General features: G+C 74.2%; 21 protein-coding genes. 4 read left to right on the forward strand and 17 right to left on the reverse strand.

All coding sequences use genetic code 11. The features are described from left to right. Nucleotides 1-54: 54 nt before the first annotated feature. From RF640_RS03130 to RF640_RS03140, 3 genes are all read right to left on the reverse strand, one after another. Nucleotides 55-1,089, reverse strand: coding sequence for a CNNM domain-containing protein (locus RF640_RS03130; protein ID WP_017831889.1), 1,035 nt, complete (start codon nt 1,087-1,089; stop codon nt 55-57). After that, on the reverse strand, nt 1,086-2,504 hold the full coding sequence (locus RF640_RS03135) for a hemolysin family protein (protein ID WP_368826567.1): 1,419 nt from the start codon (nt 2,502-2,504) through the stop codon (nt 1,086-1,088). The genes RF640_RS03130 and RF640_RS03135 overlap by 4 nt, the downstream gene beginning before the upstream one ends. Before the next feature lie 265 nt (nt 2,505-2,769). Beyond that, nucleotides 2,770-3,144: a hypothetical protein gene (locus RF640_RS03140; RefSeq protein ID WP_017831887.1), complete on the reverse strand. Its 375-nt coding sequence runs from the start codon at nt 3,142-3,144 to the stop codon at nt 2,770-2,772. A 219-nt stretch (nt 3,145-3,363) separates the two neighbouring features. Between RF640_RS03140 and RF640_RS03145 the strand changes: the two genes are divergently transcribed. Beyond that, nucleotides 3,364-4,767 (forward strand): hemolysin family protein, encoded by a 1,404-nt coding sequence (locus tag RF640_RS03145; RefSeq protein ID WP_368826569.1) that lies wholly within the window; start codon nt 3,364-3,366, stop codon nt 4,765-4,767. Next, nucleotides 4,764-5,810, forward strand: a complete 1,047-nt coding sequence (locus RF640_RS03150; protein WP_368826571.1) for a hemolysin family protein — start codon at nt 4,764-4,766, stop codon at nt 5,808-5,810. The genes RF640_RS03145 and RF640_RS03150 overlap by 4 nt, the downstream gene beginning before the upstream one ends. Before the next feature lie 82 nt (nt 5,811-5,892). Here RF640_RS03150 and RF640_RS03155 read toward each other — a convergent pair whose 3' ends face one another. The 10 genes from RF640_RS03155 to RF640_RS03200 all read right to left on the reverse strand — a co-directional run bounded on the left by RF640_RS03155 (nt 5,893) and on the right by RF640_RS03200 (nt 16,290). Continuing rightward, nucleotides 5,893-6,972, reverse strand: a complete 1,080-nt coding sequence (locus RF640_RS03155) for a cell wall metabolism sensor histidine kinase WalK (RefSeq protein ID WP_017831884.1) — start codon at nt 6,970-6,972, stop codon at nt 5,893-5,895. Between the two features lie 53 nt (nt 6,973-7,025). Next, nucleotides 7,026-7,739: a response regulator gene (locus tag RF640_RS03160; RefSeq protein ID WP_368826573.1), complete on the reverse strand. Its 714-nt coding sequence runs from the start codon at nt 7,737-7,739 to the stop codon at nt 7,026-7,028. A 219-nt stretch (nt 7,740-7,958) separates the two neighbouring features. Beyond that, entirely contained in the window at nt 7,959-8,951 is a 993-nt protein-coding gene (locus tag RF640_RS03165) for a metal ABC transporter substrate-binding protein (protein ID WP_229587801.1), read from the reverse strand. A 59-nt stretch (nt 8,952-9,010) separates the two neighbouring features. Next, nucleotides 9,011-9,400 carry a Fur family transcriptional regulator gene (locus tag RF640_RS03170; RefSeq protein ID WP_109222976.1) on the reverse strand — a complete coding sequence of 130 codons (390 nt, stop codon included), beginning with the start codon at nt 9,398-9,400 and terminating at the stop codon, nt 9,011-9,013. Nucleotides 9,401-9,402: 2 nt separating this feature from the next. Continuing rightward, a complete protein-coding gene (locus RF640_RS03175; RefSeq protein WP_035924571.1) occupies nt 9,403-10,314 on the reverse strand; it encodes a metal ABC transporter permease in 912 nt (303 codons plus the stop codon). Nucleotides 10,315-10,316: 2 nt separating this feature from the next. Further along, on the reverse strand, nt 10,317-11,138 hold the full coding sequence (locus RF640_RS03180; RefSeq protein WP_017831879.1) for a metal ABC transporter ATP-binding protein: 822 nt from the start codon (nt 11,136-11,138) through the stop codon (nt 10,317-10,319). Between the two features lie 74 nt (nt 11,139-11,212). Next, the gene (locus tag RF640_RS03185) at nt 11,213-13,072 is read right to left on the reverse strand and encodes an ABC transporter permease subunit (protein ID WP_368826575.1); all 1,860 of its coding nucleotides are present in this window, start codon (nt 13,070-13,072) and stop codon (nt 11,213-11,215) included. A gap of 20 nt (nt 13,073-13,092) precedes the next feature. Next, complete coding sequence (locus tag RF640_RS03190; RefSeq protein WP_368826576.1) at nt 13,093-14,643, reverse strand: ABC transporter substrate-binding protein; 1,551 nt, start codon at nt 14,641-14,643, stop codon at nt 13,093-13,095. Between the two features lie 61 nt (nt 14,644-14,704). Beyond that, nucleotides 14,705-15,478: an ABC transporter ATP-binding protein gene (locus RF640_RS03195; RefSeq protein WP_368826577.1), complete on the reverse strand. Its 774-nt coding sequence runs from the start codon at nt 15,476-15,478 to the stop codon at nt 14,705-14,707. Further along, complete coding sequence (locus RF640_RS03200) at nt 15,475-16,290, reverse strand: ATP-binding cassette domain-containing protein (protein ID WP_368826578.1); 816 nt, start codon at nt 16,288-16,290, stop codon at nt 15,475-15,477. Before RF640_RS03200 ends, RF640_RS03195 begins: the two co-directional genes overlap by 4 nt. Before the next feature lie 133 nt (nt 16,291-16,423). Between RF640_RS03200 and RF640_RS03205 the strand changes: the two genes are divergently transcribed. Then, nucleotides 16,424-16,849, forward strand: a complete 426-nt coding sequence (locus RF640_RS03205) for a hypothetical protein (RefSeq protein ID WP_017831874.1) — start codon at nt 16,424-16,426, stop codon at nt 16,847-16,849. Nucleotides 16,850-17,109: 260 nt separating this feature from the next. Beyond that, complete coding sequence (locus tag RF640_RS03210) at nt 17,110-17,517, forward strand: four-helix bundle copper-binding protein (RefSeq protein WP_017831873.1); 408 nt, start codon at nt 17,110-17,112, stop codon at nt 17,515-17,517. A 78-nt stretch (nt 17,518-17,595) separates the two neighbouring features. On the opposite strand, the gene RF640_RS03215 is transcribed toward RF640_RS03210, so the two are convergent. The 4 genes from RF640_RS03215 to RF640_RS03230 all read right to left on the reverse strand — a co-directional run. Next, nucleotides 17,596-19,080: a multicopper oxidase family protein gene (locus RF640_RS03215; protein WP_368826580.1), complete on the reverse strand. Its 1,485-nt coding sequence runs from the start codon at nt 19,078-19,080 to the stop codon at nt 17,596-17,598. Then, entirely contained in the window at nt 19,077-19,349 is a 273-nt protein-coding gene (locus RF640_RS03220; RefSeq protein WP_017831871.1) for an SHOCT domain-containing protein, read from the reverse strand. Before RF640_RS03220 ends, RF640_RS03215 begins: the two co-directional genes overlap by 4 nt. 76 nt (nt 19,350-19,425) lie before the next feature. After that, nucleotides 19,426-20,097: a DUF305 domain-containing protein gene (locus RF640_RS03225; RefSeq protein ID WP_368826583.1), complete on the reverse strand. Its 672-nt coding sequence runs from the start codon at nt 20,095-20,097 to the stop codon at nt 19,426-19,428. Nucleotides 20,098-20,160: 63 nt separating this feature from the next. Further along, nucleotides 20,161-21,243 (reverse strand): HAD-IC family P-type ATPase (locus RF640_RS03230; RefSeq protein ID WP_368826585.1); only part of this gene is annotated, 1,083 nt, incomplete at its 5' end.

Here is a 21,243-nt window from a genome sequence, read left to right on the forward strand (position 1 = left end):
CGGACGCTCTACGCTACGCCGCCGCCGCCCGGTCGTGGGACGGTCCCGTCCTCCTCACCGGCCCGTGGGCCTGTCGGCGGCGAGTTCCCGGGGCAGGACCCGCCGCAGGACGTCGGAGAGGGTGATCACTCCCACGAAGCGGCCCTCGTGCACGACAGCCGCGAACTGCTCCCCGGCCGCGCGGATCCGGGCCAGGGCCTCGTAGACCGGGGTGTCGGCGTCGAGCACGAACGCGGGGCGGGCCAGGTCCCGGACGGGCCGGTCCGGGGGCTCGAGCAGCGTGTCGCGCACGTGGACCACTCCGGGCGTGCCGGCGCCGGGGTCCTCCACGAGGATCCGCAGGTGCCCCGAGCGGGCGGCGGCCGCCTGCACGTCGGCCGCGGTGGCCCGGACCGGCACGGTGGTCGGCGTCGCGCCCGGTGCGACCAGCGCTTCGACGGTGAGCTGCTCGAGCTCGAGCACGCCGGAGAGCTGGGTGCGGAAGGACGGGTCGAGCGCGCCCACGGAGGCCGAGTGCTCGACGAGGTGCCGGATCGTGTCGACGTCCTGGCCGCCGACGGCCGCCCGGTCCACCGGGGTGACGCCGCTGGCCGCGACCAGCCGGTTGGCGATCGCGTTGACCCACACCAGCAGCGGCCGCACGACCCAGATGAAGCCGCGCGAGGGCACGCCGATGAGCTTGGCCGAGGTCTCCGGGTACGCGATCGCCCACGACTTGGGCGCCATCTCCCCCACCACGAGGTGGAGGAACGTCACGAACAGCAGGGAGAGACCGAAGGCGGCGCCGTCGGCCAGCCCCTCGGGCGCGCCCCAGGAAACGAACACGGGGCTGAGCCACGCGTCGACCGCCGGCTTGGTGACGGCGCCGAGGGCGAACGTGCACGCGGTGATGCCCAGCTGGGCGCCGGCGAGCATGATGGTCAGCTCGTTGATGCCGCGCAGGGCGGCGCGGGCGGCGCGGTTGGTCGCCGCCTCGGCCTCGAGCCGGTGGCGGCGCGCGCCCAGCAGGGCGAACTCGACGATGACGAAGAACGCGCTGAGCACGATGAGCAGCACGGTCACGGCGGTGACGACCAGGGGATCGCTCATCGGTCCTCCTCCTTCTCGGCGCCGGTCCGGGCGGTGGTGTTCTCCGCGGGGTCGGCGCCCTCGGCGGTGGTCTCGACGAGCCGCACGAGCAGCTCGCTGGGCACGTGCCGGGAGAGCTCGAGCACCTCGACGTCGAGCACCCGGTGGACGGGCCGGTCGAGGACGAGATCGCGGGGGTCGTCGGGCAGCTCGACCCGCACCACCTCCCCGGAGACCGGGAGCTCACCGCGCTGGGCGATGAGCAGGCCCGAGATGGTCTCGTAGTCGCCCTCGGGCAGCTCGTGGCCGACCGCGCGCTCGACCTCGTCGACGTGGATGTCGCCGGTCATCCGCCAGGTGTCCCCGTGCTCGGGCGTGATGGTGGCGGGCGGCTCGTCGTCGTGCTCGTCGGTGATCTCCCCGACCAGCTCCTCGGCCAGGTCCTCGACGGTCAGGATGCCGGCGAAGCCGCCGTACTCGTCGATCACGCAGGCGAGCTCGTTGCGCGACTCCGTCAGCTGCGCCAGTGCGTCCGGCAGCGACATGAGCGTGGGCAGCACCAGCGGGGGCGCCATCATGGTCGAGACCGCGGCGTCATCGGGCACGCCGCCGCGCAGCAGATCGGCGAGCTGGACGACGCCGAGGGGCTCCTCGGTCGCGGAGATCACCGGGTAGCGGGTGTGCTCCTGCGCCATGAGGACGCGCAGCTCGCCCACGGTGGTGTCCGGGGAGACCGTGCCGACCTGCGACCGCGGGATCATGGCGTGCTCCACGTCCTGGTCGGGGAAGTCGATGATGCGGTCGATGAGCACCGACAGCTCCTCGGGCAGGTCCCCGCTCTCGCGGGAGTCGGCGACGATGCGCTCGAGGTCCTCCACGGTCGCGGTCGTGTCGACGTCGTGCACCGGCTCGATCCGGAACAGCCGGAGCAGCGCGTTGGCGGCGTGGTCGAACACGGTGATCAGCCACCCGAAGAGGCCGAGGTAGATCGTGGTGGAGCGGGCCAGTCCGCGGGCGAGCGGTTCGGCGTTGGCGATCGCCAGGTTCTTCGGGTACAGCTCCCCGAAGATCATCTGCACGACGGCGGCCACGACCAGCGCGCCCACCGTCCCCACCGAGATGCTCAGCGCGGCCGGCACCCCGGCGGCGCCGAGCAGCACGCCCACGGACTCCCCCACCATGGGCTCGGCCACGTAGCCGATGAGCAGACCGGTGACGGTGATGCCCAGCTGGGCGCCCGAGAGCATGAAGGAGGTGCGGCGCGTGACCCTCAGGGCGCGCTGGGCGGCCTTGTCGCCGGCCTCGGCGCGCGCGCCGAGCTTGACGCGGTCGACCGACATGTAGGCGAACTCCTGGGCCACGAAGTACCCGTTGGCGGCGATGATCGCCAGGATCACGACGATGCCGAGGAGCAGGGTGAGAATCGCTCCGATCATCGGGGGCTCACTCCTGGATCGGGAGAGCCGGGCCGGAGCCTGCGGCGGGGGTCAGCTGTTGCGGGAAAAGGACAACTGTCGCCCGGGTCGTCGGACGACCCGGGTCTCGCAGGCGATGGGCCCATCGGGCTGGTTCACGCTCTCCATGATCGGGGGTCTGGAACGCCTCACAGTCTATTTGCCGTCGGACGCCCCCACGTGACGACGCCCCACATTCCGGGCTGACGCACAGGTTCGGCGGTGCACCGGGGCATCGGGCCGGGGCCTACTGGAACACCGGCATCAGCAGTCCCAGGAGCACCAGGCCCGCCCCGCAGACCGCCAGCGCCCAGACCGGGCGGTGCGGGGTGCTCAGTCTCCACTGCTCGGGGTGCCGGGAGTGGAACCAGACGACGACCTCGGCCCCGGAGTCGGGAGCGGGCACCGGCGGGTGGTGCCAGGGCTCCTCGTGGATCTCGTAGCGCGTGGTGTGCCAGCGCAGGCAGTGCGCCCCGTCCCGGAGGACGTGGATCGCCTCGGTCCGGTGCCACCGGACGTGCAGGCAGCGGATGATCACGGCCGCCGCCACCAGGGCCAGACCGGCGTTGGTCGCGGCGGCGCTGAGCACCTCGAGCAGGGCCGCTCCACTGAGTCCGGTCACGGCCCGAGCCTACTGGCGGGCTGCGCCGGTTCTCATCCGCCTTTCATCTTTCCCAGCCTTCTCCCGGCTGGGATTGCTAGATTTCCTGGTTCCTGCGGCCCTGTTGCTGGACCGCCCTGTGCACGAGTGAGATACGGAGATCATGAGCGCCCACTGCGACGCGCCCTGTGACAGACCCCGGCCTTCGGGCCGTGCAGATGTGACGAGGTGGTGGGGCTGATGGAAGTCCTGTCGATCCTCCTCGGGGTGGCCCTGATCGCCGCCTGCGGGGCCTTCGTGGCCGCCGAGTTCTCGCTGATCACCGTCAACCGCAACGACGTCGAGGCCGCAGCGGCCACGGGTGACCGCCGTTCGGGCGGGGTGCTGCGGGCGATGAAGACCCTGTCCACGCAGCTCTCCGGAGCGCAGCTGGGCATCACCGTGACGAACCTGGGCATCGGCTTCCTGGCCGAGCCGGCCATCGCCGCCCTGATCGTGGGCCCGCTCACCGACGCCGGGCTGTCCCCGGTGGCGGCCCGCTCCACCTCCGTCGTGCTGGCGCTGGTGCTGGCGACCGGCCTGACCATGATCTTCGGGGAGCTGGTGCCCAAGAACCTGGCCATCTCCAAGCCGCTGGCCACCGCCCGCGCCGTGAGCGGCTTCCAGCGCGGTTTCACCAGAGCCCTGGCCTGGCCGATCCGGCTGTTCAACGGCAACGCCAACCGCATCGTGCGCGCCCTCGGGGTGGAGCCGCAGGAGGAGCTGGCCTCGACCCGCTCCCCCGAGGAGCTCGCCGGGCTGGTGCGCCACTCCGCCGAGCGGGGGGCGCTGGCCGCGGCCACCGCCGAGCTGGTCGAGCGCTCCTTCGCCTTCGGCGACCGCCGTGCCCACGACGTGATGACCCCCCGGGGTCAGATGACCACCCTGGCCCCGGACGCGTCCGTGCACGAGCTGCTGGCCGCGGCCAAGGCCTCGGGGCACTCCCGCTTCCCCGTCCTCGACGCGGACGAGGGCGCGGTCCTGGGCCAGGTGCACGTGCGCCACGGCCTGGCCGTGCCCTACCGCGAGCGGAACGCCGTCACCGTGGGAGCGGTCATGGACGAGGTGACCTTCGTCCCGGACACGGTGGAGCTGGACGAGCTGATGGACACCCTGCGCGCCGGGGGCCTGCAGATGGCGGTGCTGATCGACGAGTTCGGCGACACCGCCGGGCTGGTCACCCTGGAGGACCTGGTCGAGGAGCTCGTCGGAGAGGTGCGCGACGAGCACGACCCCGAGCCGGAGCCCGTCACGGTGGAGCCGGACGGGTCCTGGGACCTCTCCGCGGCGCTGCGCCCGGACGAGGCGGCCGAGCACCTCGGCGCGGCGGTCCCCGAGCACGAGGACTACGAGACCCTCGCCGGGCTCGTGACCCTGCACCTGGGCCGACTGGCCGAGGTCGGGGACCGGGTCACGGTGGCGGCCGCCCCCGCGCCCGGTGAACCGGAGGCCACGATCACCTTCGAGGTCACCGCGCTGGACGTCCACCGCATCACCGCGGTGCACGCCCGCGTCCACCGCCCCGGTGACGGGACGGCACCCGAGGACGGCGCGGAGGACCGCGCCGTGGAAGTGCCCGCCCACCAGAAGGAGTCCGTCCGATGAGCGAGGTCACCGGCCTGATCCTGACCGTGGTGCTCCTGGGCGCCAACGCGTTCTTCGTCGGCGCGGAGTTCGCCCTGATCTCCGCCCGCCGCACCATCATCGAGCCCAGGGCGCTGTCCGGGTCCTGGGCCGCGAAGGTGACCCTGGGGGCCATGGAGAACGTCTCGCTGATGATGGCCGGCGCACAGCTGGGCATCACCATCTGCTCCCTGGCCCTGGGCTACATCAGCGAACCGGCCATCGCCCACCTGCTGGAGGTGCCCTTCGCCGCGATCGGCGTCCCGGAGGCCTTCGTGCACCCGATCGCCTTCGCGATCGCCCTGTCCCTGGTGACCTACCTGCACGTGGTGTTCGGGGAGATGGTGCCCAAGAACATCGCCCTGGCCGGGCCGGAGCGCATGGCGATGGTCCTGGCCCCCGTCCTGGTGGGCATCGTCACCGCCCTGCGCCCGCTGCTGTGGCTGCTCAACGGCGTCGCCAACGTGATCCTGCGGCTGCTGAAGGTGGAGCCCAAGGACGAGGTCACCTCGGTGTTCACCCGTGACGAGGTCGCGGCCCTGGTCGAGGAGTCCCGCCACGGCGGTCTGCTGGAGGCCAACGACGAGCGGCTGCTGCTCGGGGCCCTGACCTTCGAGCAGCGCAGCGTGACCGGGATCGTGATCCCGCTGGACGGGGTCACCACCCTGCCCGCCGGGGTCACCCCCGCCCAGGCCGAGACGGTGGCCTCCGGCGGGTTCTCCCGGTTCCCCATCTTCGACGTCTTCGGGGAGCTCGCCGGGTACGTGCACATCAAGGACCTGATCGAGATCGACGAGGACGCCCGGGACACCCCGATCGACCCGTCCCTGATCCGCGCGCTGCCCACGATCGACCGGGACATGCCCCTGCGCCGGGCCCTGGCCCTGATGCAGAACTCCGGGGCCCACCTCGGCCTCGTGCTCGACGGGCGCGGCAGGACCGAGGGCATCGTCACCCTGGAGGACATGCTCGAGGAGCTCGTCGGGCAGATCCGCGACGACAGCCGCACGCTCAGGACCGTCTGAGCCTGCGGGCGGAGGCACCAGCCCCACGCGCGGTCCCCGAGAGGCCGGCGGCGGACCCGGAGGTCGCCGGCGTCCGGCGGGCTCAGCCGGCGGGGCGACGGCGGGGCAGGTGGATCCGGAAGCTGGCGCCGCGGCCGGGACCGTCGCTGGTGGCCTCCAGCGTTCCGCCCTGGGCCTCGACCAGGGCCCTGCTGATCGCCAGGCCCAGCCCCGAGCCTCCGCGGTGGGCCTCCCGGCCGGTGTTCGCGCGGTAGAAGCGCTCGAAGACGTGCGGGAGGCTCTCCGCGCCGATGCCCTCCCCGGTGTCGGTGACGGTGTAGGTGACCGCCTCCGGGGTGTGGTCGGTGCTCAGGACGACGGTGCCCCCGGCCGGGGTGTGGCGCAGGGCGTTCTCCAGCAGGTTGCTCAGCACCTGGCCCATCCGCTCCGGGTCCAGCGGCACCGGGGCGGCCTCCGGGCCGGTGCTCAGCGCGGTGATGGACACGCCCTTGCCGGCGGCGTCGGGCTCGATGGCCGCGACCGCCAGGTCCGCCAGGTGCTGAGGGTCCTGGAGCGTGAGCTGCGGCCGGGTCATGCCCTCTTCGGCGGCCGTGAGCTGGCGGATGTCGCGGGCCAGGCGCTCCAGGCGGGTGATCTGGGCGTTGAGGATCCCGGTGGTGTGCTCGTCGAGGGCGACCACCCCGTCCTCGACTCCTTCCAGATGGCCCTTGAGGCTGGCCAGCGGGGTGCGCATCTCGTGGGCCAGGTCGGCGAGCATCTGGCGCCGCGTGGTGTCCACCGCACTGAGCTTGGCGGCCATCCCGTTGAAGGAGCCGGCCAGGGCGTCGAACTCCGGCCCCAGCGCGGCGGAGGTCACGCGCACGCCGTAGTTGCCCGCGGCCACCTCTTCGGCCGCGGTGCTGAAGGACGCCAGGGACCGCCCGATGGTGCGGTAGAGGTAGAAGCTGAGCAGCCCGGCGATGCAGAGGGCCGTGAGCCCGCCGATGGCCAGGGCCATCAGACTCACCGAGCGGAAGGCGTCCTCCAGGTGATCCAGTCCGTCGGCCTCGTCGTAGTGACCGGCGTCGATGAGCTCTTCGTGGAACATGTCCGGCCCGACCAGGACCGCGGTGATCATCACGATCACCAGCCCGCTGAGCAGCACCGAGGTCTGTGCCAGCATCAACCGCACGGTCAGCGATCTCCATGACCGGGTCCGGGACGGGGCACTGGTGCTCACCGTCCGGCCCCCATCCGGTAGCCGACGCCGCGGATGGTCTGGATGAACTTCGGGCCGGCGGCCTCGTCGCCGAGCTTCTTGCGGATCCGCCCGATGTGCACGTCCACCAGGTGTGCGTCACCGGTCCAAGCGGCGTCCCAGACCATCTCCACCAGCTGCCGGCGCGAGAGCACCACCTGCGGGTGGGCCGCCAGGGCGGCCAGCAGGTCGAACTCGATCCGGGTCAGCGCCACCGGCTCCCCGCCCACGCGGACCTCCCGGGCGGCCTCGTCCACCACCAGGTCCCCGACCACGAGCTCCCGGTCCGGCCCCGCCGGGGCGGGTGCGGGGCCGGTGCGGGCCCGGCGCAGCATGGCCTGGACCCGGGCCACGAGCTCGCGCGGGCTGAACGGCTTGGTCACGTAGTCGTCGGCTCCCACCGACAGGCCCACGATCTTGTCGATCTCGTCGTCGCGGGCGGTGAGCATCAGCACGTGGCAGTCGGAGAAGGTCCGCACCTGACGGCACACCTCGACCCCGTCGATCCCCGGCAGCCCCAGATCCAGCACGAGGACCTGCGGCGCGAAGTCCCGCACCGCGGCCACCGCGTCGGTGCCGTCGTGCCGCACCGCGACGTCGAGTCCAGCCTTGCGCAGATATCCCGCGACGAGCTGCGCCAGGTCGGCCTCGTCGTCGACCACCAGCACACGACCCGCGGGAGGTGAGGACATCGTGGCTCCTTCGTCGGCGGCGCCCGCTCAGGACCGGGCGGGGCCCGGGTCCGCCGCACGGTGCGGAGAGGCTGCGCCCACGGCGGTCCCCGTCGTCCTGTTCACGGTTCCCATTCTCCCCCACCGCGCCCGTGCGCGGTGGGGGACCGCCGGATCCGTCTCGGGACGGTCCATCACCTCGCGGGCGTCCCCGGGCCCCGCGGAGGCGGCTGTGCAGCCCTAGGCGCAGTCCAGGGCGGTGCGCAGTGCCTCGAGGTTGTTGCGCATGACCTGCTGGTAGTCGGCGTTCTCGTCGGACTGGTTCTCCACCGGGTCCAGGACCGCCGTCTCGATCCCGTGCTCGGCCGCCAGGGTCTCGGCGACCTTCGGGTTGACCAGGGACTCCGAGAACACGGTGGTGACGCCCTCGGCCTCGACCACCTTGCCGATCTCGGCCAGCCGGGCCGGGGAGGGCTCGGTGTCGGGGTCGAGCCCGGAGATGGCCACCTGCTCGAGGTCGTACTTGTCCGCCAGGTACCCGTAGGCGTCGTGGGAGACCACGATGGTGTCCCGCTCACAGGTGGCCAGCCCCTCGGTGAACTCCTCGTCCAGGGCGGCCAGCTCCTCGGCCAGCTCCTCGGCGTTGGACTCGTAGGCCGCGGCGTTGTCCGGGTCGACCTCGGCCAGCTCGTGCGAGACCTCCGCGGCCACCGCGGCCAGCCGGTCCGGGTCCAACCAGAAGTGCGGGTCCTCCCCGCCGTGGCCGTGGCCGTCGTCACCGGCGGGCGCCTCCTCGCTGTGCGCCTCTCCGCCGTGGGACTCCTCCGCGGCCCCGTGCTCCTCGGCGGAGTGGGCCTCCTCGCCCTCCACCCCGGCGTGCACCGCGTCGAGGGCGTGCTCGGGGGCGGCCTGGGCTACGGCGTCGTCGACCGCCGGCTGGAAACCGGAGAGGTACACCACGGCGTCCGCGGTGCGCAGTCCGTCGACGGCGGCCGGGGACAGCTCCAGGTCGTGCGGCTCGGCCCCGGCGGGGGTCAACGAGTCCACCTGCACGAGGTCCCCGCCGACGCGCTCGGTGACGTACTGCAGCGGGTAGAAGGAGGCCTGCACGCTCAGGGTCCCGCTCGATCCCCCGCCGGCGGCCGACGGGTCGCCCGAGCCGGAGGCGCAGGAGGACAGGGCGAGAGCGGCGGTCAGGGACAGCGGGACGGCGAGGGCACGCGACAGGGTCATGAGAACAATTCTCAGTCAATCTGAGAATCATTGTCAAAACGGCCGCGATGGGCCGACCCTCAGACGTCGTGCCGGCACGCCTCGCAGGTCCCGTGGAGCTCGATGGCGTGGGAGACCTCGGTGAACCCGTGCCGGCGGGCGGTCTGGGCGGCCCACCGCTCGACGGCGGTCTCGGCCACCTCCACGGTGCGGCCGCAGCGGCGGCACACCAGGTGGTGGTGGTGCTCGGTGCGCCGGCACCGGCGGTACCGGGTCTCCCCGCCGGGGGCGGCGAGGGCGTCGACCTCCCCGGCCTCGGCCAGGGCGCCGAGGTTGCGGTAGACGGTGGCGAGGGAGACGGACTCCCCCTGCTCCCCCAGCAGGGCGTGGAGCTGCTGGGCGGAGCGGAACTCCGGGGTCCGTTCGAGCAGCTCGGCCAGGGCGGAGCGCTGCCGGGTGGTCCGGGACACGGTCACGCCCCTCGCAGCTGGAGGTCGTCCTCGACGTCGTGGAGGCGATCCGGCGCGCCGTGGCGCCGGGCGCGCCCCAGGAGGGGGCGGAGGAGCAGCGCCAGCACGTAGCAGGCGATGGCCAGCACCACGATCGTGGCCCCGGGGGACAGCGGGTGGAAGTAGGTGATGGACAGGCCGGTGACGCAGACCCCGACCCCGACGGCCATGGCCGTCCCCATGGTCCCGGCGAAGGAGCGGGTGACCAGCTGGGCCACGGCCACCGGGACGATCATCACGGCGGAGACCAGGAGGACGCCGACCACGCGCATCGACACGGAGACGGTCAGGGCGGCCATGACGGCCACCATGATGTTCAGCGCCCGCACCGGCAGACCGGTGGCGAGGGCGAACTCCTCGTCGTGGCACAGGGAGAACAGCGCCGGGCGCAGTCCGAGCCCGAGGCCGAGGACCACCGCGGCCAGCCCGGCGGTGAGCCAGACGTCCAGGGGGGTGACGGTGGCGATGGACCCGAAGAGGTAGCCGGTGAGGTTCGCCGACGTGCCGCCGGCCAGCCCGATCAGCAGCACGCCACCGGCGATGCCGCCGTAGAACAGCAGGGCCAGCGCCACGTCGCCGCTGGTGCGCCCCTTGGTGCGCATCACCTCGATGAGCACCGCGCCGATGACCGCGGCGACCACCGCCCCGGGCACGGCGAGGGCGTCGTGCGGGGTGAGTCCGGCCGCCGAGCCGGCCAGCCAGCCCATAGCAACCCCGGTCAGGGCGACGTGGCCGATGCCGTCGCCGAGCAGCGCCAGGCGCCGCTGGACCAGGTAGGTGCCGATCACCGGCGCGGAGACGCCCACGAGGGCGGCGATCAGCAGGCCGCGCTGCATCAGCGGACTGGCCAGCATGGCGGCGAGGGTCTCGATCATGGTCACTGGGGCTTTCCGTGGAGATCGGGGGCGGTCGGGACGGCGGAGTGCTCGTCCCCGTGGGGGTGCAGGTGCTCGTGATCGGGGGCGTCGTGCCCGGGGGCCGGCAGCGGAGGGCTGCCGTCGTGGACGATGCGCCCGTGGCGCAGCACCACGGCGCGGTCCAGCAGGGGGGCCAGCTCGCCCAGCTCGTGGAGCACCACCAGGAGCGTGGTGCCGTCGGCCTGCAGCTGCGCCAGGATGCGGGCCATGGCCTCCTTGGAGACCTGGTCCACCCCGGACAGGGGCTCGTCCAGCAGCAGCAGCCGGGGCCGCCGCACCAGCGCCCGGGCGATCAGCACCCGCTGCTGCTGGCCGCCGGAGAAGATCGCCACGCTCTCGCCCGCCCGGTCGGCCAGTCCCACCTGCTCCAGGGCGTCGAGGCACGCGCGCCGGGCCCCGGGGCCGGGGCGGAGGCGCCGGCGTCCCGTCAGCCCCGAGGCCACGACCTCGAGCGCGGTGGCCGGCACCCCGGCGCCGACGCCGACGCGCTGGGGGACGTAGCCGATGCGCGACCACGGCACGGCCCGGCGCGCGCCGGTGACGTCGGCGCCGAACAGCCGGGCCTCGCCGGAGTCGACGGGCACGATCCCGAGCAGGGACTTGATGAGGGTCGACTTCCCGGAGCCGTTGCCGCCCATCAGGGCCACGGCCTCGCCCTCGGCCACAGCGAGGTCGACCCCGCGCAGCACCGGAGTGGCGCCGAGGACCACGGTGAGGTCCTCCGTGCGGATCGCCGAGCGGTCCGCGGGGGCCGGTGCCTCCGGCGTGGATCGAAGTTTCATGAGAGCCATTCTCAAGAAAATGAGAACGATGGTCAATTCGGCACCGGTTCCGCGGCGGACCGGTGCCGCCGGGATCAGCGCCGCGCCGGCTGCACGGCGGACCGCACGGCGCCCTCCCCCCGGCGCGGAACGGACAGCGCGGCAGGAGACGCCGTGGCGGCAGGTCCCGTCTCGGCAGGTCCCGCCTCGGCAGGCCCCCGCCCAGGACGGGCCGTCCGCCTCGCGACGTCGGCGCTGGAGAGTGAGACTGCCAGGACGGAGGCGAGCACCAGGGCACCCGCGGGCCCGAGCACGGTCCAGGGGGCGCGCTCGACGTAGCCGATGCCCTCGGCCAGCAGCAGCCCCCACTCCGGGGCCGGCGGCTGCTGCCCCAGGCCCAGGAAGCCGAGGCCGGCAATGGCCAGGGCGGTGCCGGGCAGGCGCAGGACCGCGTGCCGGGTCACCTCCGGCAGCAGGGTGGGCAGGACGGTCCCGGCCAGGATGCGGGTCCGGCCCACCCCGAGCAGGGGCAGCACCCGGACGTAGGGCCGGGCCGAGATCTCGGCCACGAGGGCGGCGGTGTGGGCGGCCAGCGGTGCCCAGCTCACCAGGGTGACGGCCAGGGCGGCTCCGGCCGCGGAGGGGCCGGCCACCGCCACGACGAGGATGCCGGCGATGATCGGCGGTGCCGCGTTGGTGACCTCGACCGGCCCGGTGGACCACGTCCCGGTCATCCCGACGGCCAGACCGATGACCAGGCAGGCGGCGACCACGACCAGGGCCAGGCCCAGGGTGTCCAGGGCGCCGTGGCCCACGCGCGCCAGCACGTCGCGGCCGGACGCGTCGGCCCCCAGCGGGAGCGCCCAGGAGGGCGCTTCGAGCCGCCAGTGGGCGGAGGCGTAGGGGTCCCGGAGCAGTCCGGCGACGACGAGCCACAGCAGCAGGGCCCCCGAGACGACCGGCACCGTCCACCACGCCCGGCGCCGCCCCGGGGGCGGCCCGGGGACGGGCAGGTCCCCGGAGCGGGCGGCCGGCCCCAGCAGCGCCCGGCGGGCCAGGGCGGCCAGGGCACCGCACAGCGCGGCGAGCACGAGCAGGAGCAGGATCCCCGCCTGCAGGGCGGGGATGTCCTGGGCCGCCGCGGCCCCGAGCAGGGTCCGGCCCAGGCCGGGGATCGCGAAGACCTCCTCGACCGGCACCGCCCCGCCGGTGAGCCCGACGACGACGAGAGCGATCTGCCCGATCACCCCGGGCAGGGCCCGGTGCAGCGCCGCGAGCGCGATCCGCGGCCGGGAGTGCCCGGCCACGGCCCAGGTGTGCACCCAGCGCTCGGTGAAGGCGCCGGCCAGGGCGGTCGAGAGCAGCCGGCCGATCAGCCCGCCCCCGGGCAGGCCGAGCGCCAGGGCCGGGAGCACCACGTGCTCGGGCCCCTGCCATCCGTAGGGCGGGAGCCAGCCCGCCCAGACGGCCACGACGATCAGCAGCACCGCCGCCAGCAGGAACTCCGGCAGCGCGGTCAGCGCGGCGGCCGCCGCCCCGGCCCCGCGGACGGGGCGCCCGGCGAGCCCGCTGCGGACGGTGGGCACACAGGTCACGGCGGCCACGAGCAGGGCGACGAGCAGGGCCGCGCCCATCAGCGTCAGGGACACCCCCATGGACTCCAGGACGCCGGGCAGGACCGGGCGCCCGCTGATCCAGGAGGTGCCGAGGTCCCCGGTGAGGACGCCGGACGCCCAGTCGGCGAAGACGGCCACCGGGCCGCCGTCCAGGCCCAGCTCGGTCCGGATCTGGGCCAGCACCTCCGGGGTGGCCGGCCGGTCCGCGTAGCGGGCGCGCAGCACCGTGTACTCCGGGCTGCTGCCCGAGAGCCACGGCAGGGCCCCGATCAGCAGGACGACGGCGGCGAAGGCCGCGGCGCGGGAGATCAGGGCCGCAGCCCCTCCCCGTCCCCTCACTCGGCCCGTCACTCGGCCCGTCACTCGGAGACGGCGGTCTCGGCCGTGATCAGCTCGCGCTCGCGCGGATCGCGGACCGCGCCCTCCACGCCGTCCTGCTCACCCTGGATGACGCGCTCGTGGAGCATCGGGATCGCCGCGTCCTCGGCCAGGATCGCCGCTTCGGCGGCCATGATCGCCTCCTGGCGCTCCTCGCCGGGAGCGGCCTGCTCCGCGGCGGTCAGGGCGTCGTCGACGGCCCCGGAGCAGAACCGGGAGAGGTTGAACGAGCCCTCACAGCCGAAGTCGCTCACCATGTAGGCCACTGGGTCGCCCGAGTCGAGCACCGTGGCGCGGGAGAGGACGAAGGCGTCGAAGTCGCCGTCCAGGGCGTCGGCCTCGATGTACTGGTACTCGCGCACCTCGAGCTCCACCTCGAAGCCGGCGGCCTCGAGCTGCTGCTGGAGCTGGACGGCGACCTCGGGCAGCTCGGCCCGGTCGGTGAAGGTGCCGATGGTGATCTTCCGCCCGGCCGGGTCCCCGGCCTCGGCGCGGTCGGCCAGCGCCTCGCGGTAGGCGTCGGTGTCCCGGCCCTCCGCGGCGTAGGGGATCGCCGGGCCCAGCAGTCCCGCGGCCGCGTCGGCCCGGCCCTCGTAGACCCCGTCCACGATGCGCCGCGGGTCCAGGGCCTCCCGGGCGGCGGCGCGCAGGGCGGGGTCGGCGAACGGTCCGTCCTCGGTGTTGAGGTAGAGCGTGTTGGTGCGCGGCATCGGCACCTCCTCGAGGAGGTCCTCCTCGACCTGGGCGGCCTGGCCCACGGGCACGGCCTCGACGACGTCGGCCTCGCCGGTGCGCAGCGCGGCGGCCCGGGCAGTGCCGTCGGGCGCGAAGGACACGTCGATGCCGGCCGCGACCGCGGCGCCGGCCCAGTGGTCGTCGTAGCGCTCCAGGGTGGCCCCGGAGGTGCCGTCCACGGCGGTGAGCTCGAACGGACCCGTGCCGTGGCCCACCGGGGTCACGGCGGCGCCCTCGTAGGCGGCCGGGGCCAGGATCGACAGCTGCGGGCTGGACAGCCGCTGCGGGACCAGCGGGTCGGTCTCGGCGGTGGTGACCCGCACGGTGTCGCCCTCGGCCGCCACGCTCATCTCCACCCCGTCGAGGATGCGCGGGGCCGGCTCCGCCTCCACCGCGTGGGCGAGTGAGGCGGCGGCGTTCTCCGCGGTGAGCGCGGTGCCGTCGTGGAAGGTGACGCCGTCCCGGATCGTGAAGGACCAGGTGGTGTCGTCGAGCTGCTCCCACTCGGTGGCCAGCATCGGCTGGGCGTCCCCGGCCTCGTCCAGCCGGACCAGGGTCTCGGCGGTGGACCAGCGGGAGAGCTTGAAGGCGTCGTCGCTCAGCGGGGACAGCCCCGAGCGCGGCGGCTGCAGCATGGCGAGCTCGATCCGGGCGCCGGTCGAGCCGCCGGCTCCCCCGGCGGAGGAGGTGCCGGAGCCCTCGGAGAAGCAGCCGGTGAGCAGCAGCAGGCTGACCGCGGCGAGGCCGAGCCCGGTGCGGCGCCGGGCGGGACGGGGAGCAGAGGGGCGAGGTGGCATCAGGAGGCCCTTTCGGTGGGGGTGAGCGGTGGTGGGTGACAGGGATGGTGCGGCCGACGGCTCAGGGGGCCAGGTGCGGAACCGCATCCACCAGCTCCTGCGTGGTCGGGTGGCGCGGCGTCTCGAGCAGCCGGTCGACGGGGCCCCCCTCCACCACCTGCCCGTGGTCGAGCACCAGCGCCCGGCGGCAGAGGAAGCGGACCGCAGTGAGGTCGTGGGAGACGAACAGCAGCCCCAGTCCCTCTTGGACGTGCTGCTCCCGGAGCAGGTCCAGCACCTGGTGGCGCAGCGGCAGGTCGAGGCCGCTGACCGCCTCGTCGGCCAGGAGGATCCGCGGCCGGGTCACCAGGGCCCGGGCGATCGCCACGCGCTGGGCCTGACCGCCGGAGAGCTCGTGGGCGCGCCGGCCCAGGTGCTCGGCGCCGAGGCCGACCCGCTCCAGGGCGTCCCGGACCAGGCGGGCGTGGTCGCCCGCGATGCGGAAGCGGCGCAGCGGTTCCCGCAGCTGGCGTTCGACGCTGCGCCGCGGGTCCAGGCTGGACGCGGGGTCCTGCGGGACGTACTGCACGGCCTGCCTGGCCCGCCGGATCTGCTGCCGGCCGGTCAGGGGGACGCCGTCGAAGCGGATCTCGCCCCGGTCCGGGCGCTCGACGCCCAGCAGCAGGGACAGCAGCGTGGACTTGCCCGATCCGGAGGGGCCGACCAGGCCCAGCGACTCCCCCTCGCGCACCGCGAGGTCGACATCGCGCACCGCGGCCACGGCGCCGGAGCGCGTGCCGTAGCTCCTGGTGAGCCCGAGACCGTGCAGTGCGGCGGGTTCCGCCGCCCGGCTCACGAGGCCACGCCCAGCGGGGCGGCAGCCGGCGGAGCCGCGGCGGACCGGAGACCGGTGCGGGCGGCCTCGACCAGGGCCGCCGTGAAGGGCGCCTGCGGCGATCCGACCACCTGCCGGATCGGACCGGACTCGACCACCCGTCCCCGGTCCAGGACCACGACGTCGTCGCACAGATCGGCGGCGACCGCCAGGTCGTGGGTGACGAACAGCAGCCCGCCGCGGCCTGCGCCGGTGCACCGGCGCAGGGCCTCGACCACGTGGCGCTGGCTGATCATGTCCAGCGCCGTGGTCGGCTCGTCGGCCACCAGCAGGTCCGGGGCGGCGGCCATGGCGAGCGCCAGGCACACCCGCTGCCGCTGCCCGCCCGACAGCTGGGAGGGGTGGGCCCGCAGGATCCGCGCCGGGTCCTCGAAGCCGACCTCGTGGAGCAGGTCCGCCACGACCCGGCCGGCGGCCGCCGCACCGAGCCGGCGCCGGCGGGCCACGGCGGGCAGCAGCTGCCGGTCCAGGCGCACCACGGGGTTCAGCGCGGCCTGGGAGTCCTGGAAGACCGCGGCCATTCCCGGACGCCGCCCGGGAGCCTGCCGCCACGGCAGCTCACGGCCGGCGACCCGCAGGGAGCCCTGCACGCCGAAGCGGTGCCCGAGCAGACCCAGCAGGGCCAGCACCGTCAGGGACTTCCCCGATCCCGAGGCGCCGAGCAGGGCCACCCGCCGGCCGGGCGGCACCTGGAAACCCACACCCTGCAACAGCGGCCGTCCGGCCAGGGCCACGTCGAGCCCCCGCACGTCCACTCCGGTCGCACCGCGCATGCTTCCCCCTTGCCAAAACCGGTCTCAACGAGTTCTTATGGTAATGAGTTTCATTCTCAACAACAAAACCGGCGGCAGCGCGTTTAGGAGCCGCCGGCCCGCCACCTCGTTCGCCGACCCAGGAGGGCACCCGATGACCCGCAAGAGCGCCCCGCGCAGGACCAGCACCGACGCCAGCGGTCCCCTGGTCGCGGTCTGCCAGGGTCACCGGTGCGCCGGCCTGCGCCGGATGACCGGGACCGCCGAGCAGGCGGAGGACCTCCAGGAGGTGGTCAGGGGCACGGCCGGGGCCGTCCTGATCTCGTCCCCGTGCCTGGGCCGGTGCGAGATGGCCGCGCTGGTCGCCGTCGCACGGCGGGACGGGCCCAGCGGGCACGTGGGTCCCACCGTGTGGCTGAGCGGGCTGGAGGACGTCCAGCGGGCGGAGGCGCTGAACCGCTGGGTCGCCTCCGGCGGTCCGCAGCGGATCCACCAGCCCGAGCACGGCGCACCGCCGTCCTTGCGGGACGCCGTGAGCGGCTTCGGCCCCCCGCCCGCCGTGTCCCGCCGCACCCGCTGAGCCGTCAGCGCGGCGGAGGCGGGACGCTCGGCTCGGCGAGGCCGGAGCACGCGCCGGAGACGGAGAGACGGCCCCGGCGTGACCGGCAGCGGCGGCCGGCGCCGACCGGTTCGTCCGCCCCCTCCGTGGCCGGGGGTTTCTTCACGGAATCTTCAACGCCCAGGACTTCACGACGCCGGATCGGCAGTTTACTGTCGGTTGCACGGCGGTCCGGTTCCGACCGGTCCGCACCACGGCAGGACGGACGAAGGAGCGAGACCATGACCCACGTGACCTCGATGCTCGAGACCTACCCGAAGGACCTGGGGAACATCGACCGGCAGAAGCTGGCCGAGTGCATCGCGGCGTGCTTCGAGTGCGCCCAGACCTGCACCGCCTGCGCCGACGCCTGCCTGGCCGAGGACATGGTCGCGGAGCTGACCGAGTGCATCCGCAAGAACCTCGACTGCGCCGACGTCTGCGCCGCCACCGGCAAGGCACTCTCCCGTCAGACCGGCAACAACGCCGAGGTCGGCCGGGCCCTGCTCGAGGCGTGCCGCACCGCGTGCAAGGCCTGCGGGGACGAATGCGCCGAGCACGCCGAGATGCACGAGCACTGCAAGGTCTGCGCCGAGGCCTGCCGCCGCTGCGAGCAGGCCTGCGCCGACCTCCTCACCTCGATGGGCTGAGCCCGGCGGGGCGCCGGTCCGGGCGCGGCGCGGATCCGCGCACCGGGCTTCCCCACTCTCGCCGGGCCTCAGCGGGCCTCAGCGGGCCTCGAGAGTGCCCATCATGCCGAGGTCCTCGTGGTCGAGGATGTGGCAGTGGTAGACGCTGCGGCCGGCGAAGTCGTCGAAGGCCACCCGGACCGTCACCTCCCCGAAGGCCGGGACGTTGACCACGTCCTGCCACTGCGGCCCGGAGACCTCGCGGCCCGCCTCGGCCACGACCTGCATCGGCCACACGTGCAGGTGCACCGGGTGGTCCATGGGGCTGGAGTTGGTCAGGGTCCACTCCTCCACGGTGCCCACCCGGACCCGCTGGTCGGTGCGCCCGGCGTCGAACTCCCGGCCGTCGATCGTGAAGGACATCATCTGCCCGGGGCCGCGCATGCCGCCCATCATCCCGCCCATGCCCATGCCCATGGCGAAGTCCAGGGTGCGCCGGGCCTCGACCGGCTCCTCGCGCAGGTCCCGCAGCGCCGGCCCGGCGGGCACGGGCCCGGTCGGCTCGACCGGGTCCCCGGTGACCTCCAGGGTGAGCAGCTCGATCGGCTCGTCGTTGCCGGGGCCGTCCCCCGGCATGGCCCCGCCCATCATTCCGTCCATGCTGCCGCGGTCCACCGGGGTGGCCACCAGGACGGAGGTGCCAGCCCGGGCGTCCACCAGCAGCTCCACCCGGTTGCCCGGCGCCAGGGTCACGTCGGTGACCTCGAGCGCCTCGGGCAGCCGGCCGACGTCACGGCCGGAGAGCCGCAGGCCCTGCCCGTCCAGGCTCAGGCGCAGGAACCGGGACGGGCAGGCGTTGACGACCCGCCACAGCTCCCGCTCCCCCGGTGCCGCGGTGGCCCCGGGACGGACCTGACCGTTGACCAGCACGATCTGCCCCTCCCGGCCCATCATCCGCTCGGGCGGGGACACCTCGGCCGGCTCCCCGGAGGCGTCCAGGGTGAGGTCGGAGATCACCAGCACCCGCTCCCGGGCCACCGGGACGGGGTCGGGGTCCTCGACCACGATGGCCCCGTAGAGCCCGGCGGCGAGCTGGTCGGCCACGTGTCCGTGGTGGTGCGGGTGGTACCAGTAGGTGCCCGGCGGGTGGTCGTCCGGGAGGGCGAACTCGTAGTCGAAGGAGTCCCCGGGGGCGATGCTCACGAAGGGGTTGTCCCCGTTGCCCTCCGGGGAGACGTGCAGACCGTGCACGTGCAGGTTCGTCGGGTCGTCCAGGCCGTTGGTCATCGCCACCCGGAGCGTGTCGCCGGGGCGGACCCGCAGGGTGGGCCCGGGCAGGGAGCCGTTGAACGCCTGCACGTGCGCGGTCCGCGCCCCGATCCGCACCCGGGCGGGGGCCGCCGCCAGGGCCAGGTCCAGGGCCCCGTCCCGGCTGGACAGCACCTCGGGCTGCAGCAGCTCCCGGCCGCCGCCGATGGCCTCACCCCCGCCGCCGGTCCACCACAGCCCGGCCCCGCCCACGGCCGCGGCGCCGGCGCCGGCCGCGCCCAGGGCCAGCAGCTGCCGGCGGGTCAGCGGGCTCACCGGTCGCCCTCCTCCAGGGTCCGCAGCCGCTCCCGGAACTCCTCGGTGCTGATCTCCCCGCGCGCGTAGCGCTCCTCGAGGATCTCCCGGGACCGGCGCGGGCCGGCACCCGTCGGCGGCGCGGAACCGCCCTGCCGGGTCCCGCCGCCCGAGTTCCCGGTGAGCAGCTTCACGAGCACGACGACCAGTACGACCGTGCCCACGACGAGCAGGAGCCAGAAGATCCACATCCAGCCCATGCCCCCTCCCATGCCGTCGCCCCACATCATCGCGGTCCTCCTTCGATCGGTCGGTCGGCTTTTGCCGGCGGCCGCCCGTGGGCGACGACGCCGGTCACCGGGGCGGTCAGGAACCGTCCGGCAGCTCCTGGAGCATCTGCTCCATCTCGGCGATCTCCGCCTCCTGGTCTGCGACCACCTGGCGGGCGAGCTCGACGGCCTGCGGGTTCTGCCCCTGCTCGATCTGCTCCTGGGCCATCTCGACCGCGCCCTCGTGGTGGACGGTCATCTGCTCCAGGTACAGCTGGGCGGCCCCGGTGCCCTGGGCGTCCTCGAGGGCGGACATGTCCTCCTCGCTCATCATCCCGCTCATGCCCGCCCCGGAGCCGTGGTCCATGCCGTCCATGTCCTCGGCGTCGGCCAGGGGCTCGGCCTCCCAGGCGGTGAGCATGTCGTTCATGCGCTCGATCTCCGGGCCCTGGGCGTCGATGACTCTCTGGGCGAACTCGGCGACCTCGGCCGGGACGTCGTCCTTGGCCAGCAGCATCTCGCTCATCTCCACGGCCTGCTCGTGGTGCGGGAGCATCATCTGGGCGAACATCACGTCCGCGTCGTTGTGCTCGGCGGCGATCGGCTCGCCGGAGGCCGCACCGGTGCTGGTGGCCGCAGAGGCGGAGGCCGCGGGGGCAGCGGTCTCCGCGGCCGTGCCGGCGCCCTCCTGGGCGCCGCTGGTGCCGCAGCCGGCCAGGGCGAGGGCCGAGGCCAGGGCGAGGGTGGTGAGGGTGGTGGAACGCTTCACGGTGGGTGTCCTTCTCTTCGGTTCGGGGGTTCGGGGGTTCGGTCTCGGGGGGTCGGGGGGGGTTCAGCGGGCGGGGACGGTGCCGGCCTGCTCGGGGGCCCGGCGGTCCTCGGTGCCGACGGAGGCCAGATGGGCCGGGGCGAGGTCGAGGCGGCGCAGCAGCTGGGCGTTGAGCGCCACCACGATGGTGGACGCCGACATCAGCACCGCGCCCACGGCCGGGGACAGCACGATCCCGATCGGGGCGAGCACCCCGGCGGCCAGTGGCACGGCGACGACGTTGTAGCCGGCGGCCCAGACCAGGTTCTGGATCATCTTCCGGTAGCTGGCCCGCGACAGCTCGATCATCGACAGCACGGACCGGGGGTCGTTGCCGGCCAGGACCACCCCGGCCGACTCCATGGCCACGTCGGTGCCGGCGCCGATGGCGATGCCGACCTCGGCCCGGGCCAGGGCGGGGGCGTCGTTGACGCCGTCGCCGACCATCGCCACGGTCATCCCCCGGGACTGGAGCTCGACGACCTTGGTGTCCTTGTCCTGCGGGAGGACCTCCGCGAAGACCTCGTCGATGCCCAGCTCGGCGCCCACGGCCTCGGCGACCTGGCGGGCGTCGCCGGTGATCATCGCCACGCGCACCCCCCTGTCCTGCAGGGCGGCCACGGCGGCGCGGGACTCCGGGCGGACCTTGTCCTCCAGGGCCAGGGCACCGATGACCGCTCCGTCCCGGAGGACGTGGAGCACCCCGGCGCCGCGCGCCACCCACTCACGGGTGGTACCGGCGATCGTCGCCGGCGTGGACAGGCCGAGCTCGCGCAGCATGTTGGGTCCGCCGACCGTGATCTCGGCGCCGTCCACCGTGGCGCGGACGCCGCGGCCGGTGGCCGACCGGAGGTCGGTGCCGCGCAGGCCCAGCCGCTGCGCCTCGGGGTCCTGGGCGGCCGCGGTGACGATGGCGCGGGCCACGGGGTGCTCGCTGTCGGCCTCGGCCGCCGCCGCGAGGGCCAGGAGCTCGCCCTTCGAGGTGCCGGGGACCGGGGCGGCGCCGGTGACCGCGTGGGCGCCCTCGGTGAGGGTGCCGGTCTTGTCGAAGAGCACCACGTCGATGGTGCGCATCCGCTCCAGGGCCAGCCGGTCCTTGATCAGCAC

The sequence above is a fragment of the Kocuria sp. CPCC 205231 genome, assembly GCF_040980965.1.
Classification (GTDB): Bacteria; Actinomycetota; Actinomycetes; order Actinomycetales; family Micrococcaceae; genus Kocuria; species Kocuria rosea.